This is a genomic window from Fodinibius sp. SL11 (genome assembly GCF_052060035.1).
Taxonomy (GTDB): Bacteria; Bacteroidota; Rhodothermia; order Balneolales; family Balneolaceae; genus Fodinibius.
In genome coordinates this window covers 1-1,188 of sequence record NZ_JBPOEA010000038.1, presented here as the reverse complement: position 1 = coordinate 1,188, position 1,188 = coordinate 1, and the positions used below count along the sequence as shown (strand labels likewise).

The 1,188-nt window shown below is 57.5% G+C and carries 1 protein-coding gene; it reads right to left on the bottom strand.

The annotated features are described in order from the left end of the window. Positions 1–1,188, bottom strand: a 1,188-nt coding sequence (gene tuf / locus ACQ76V_RS16010; RefSeq protein ID WP_441001509.1) for an elongation factor Tu, incomplete at its 5' end; no start/stop codon positions are given.

Genomic DNA, 1,188 nt, shown 5'->3' with positions numbered 1-1,188 from the left:
TTATTCTATAATTTCAGTTACAACACCGGCGCCTACCGTGCGGCCGCCCTCGCGGATCGCAAAACGCAGACCTTCTTCCATCGCTACCGGTTGAATCAGGCTGACTTCCATCGTCACATTATCGCCCGGCATTACCATCTCAACGCCGTCCGGCAGCTCGCAGCTTCCGGTCACATCGGTGGTTCGGAAATAAAACTGCGGACGGTAGCCGTCGAAAAAGGGCGTGTGTCGGCCGCCTTCGTCTTTGCTCAGTACATACACCTCGCATTCGAACTTCTTGTGCGGGGTAATCGAGCCCGGCTCGCAGAGTACCATCCCGCGCTGGAGGTCTTCCTTGTCCACTCCACGCAGCAGGATTCCGGCGTTGTCGCCGGCCTGGCCTTCGTCGAGCATCCGGCGGAACATCTCAATGCCGGTTACTACACTATCCATCGGGTCTTCGATAATCCCGACAATCTCAATTTCATCGTTCAGCTTCACCACGCCTCGCTCAATACGGCCGGTAGCCACTGTCCCGCGGCCGGTAATCGAGAAAATATCTTCGACCGGCATCAAGAACGGCTTGTCCACGTCGCGTTCGGGCGTTGGAATCGTCTCATCGACGGCGTCCATCAGATCCAGGATCGCCTGCTCGTGCTCTTCGTCGCCTTCAAGGGCTTTCAGGGCCGAGCCTTGGATCACCGGAATGTTGTCGCCGTCAAACTCATAGGAGCTTAGCAGCTCTCGGACTTCCAGCTCGACGAGCTCAATCAGCTCCTCGTCGTCGACCAGGTCGGTCTTGTTCATAAAGACCACAATCTGGGGTACCCCTACCTGGCGGGCCAACAGAATATGCTCGCGGGTCTGCGGCATCGGACCGTCGGTGGCCGCAACCACCAAAATCGCCCCATCCATCTGCGCGGCGCCGGTCACCATGTTCTTTACATAGTCGGCGTGGCCCGGACAGTCTACGTGGGCGTAGTGGCGGGCTTCGGTTTCATACTCGACGTGCGCCGTCGAGATCGTTATTCCCCGCTCTTTTTCTTCCGGGGCGTTGTCGATGTCGACAAACTGCTTGGCTACCCCGCCGTGGTGCTTGGCCATTACGGTCGTAATCGCCGCCGTCAGGGTCGTCTTCCCGTGGTCTACGTGACCTATCGTTCCTATGTTTACATGTGGCTTGTTTCGCTGAAATGTCTCTTTTGCCAT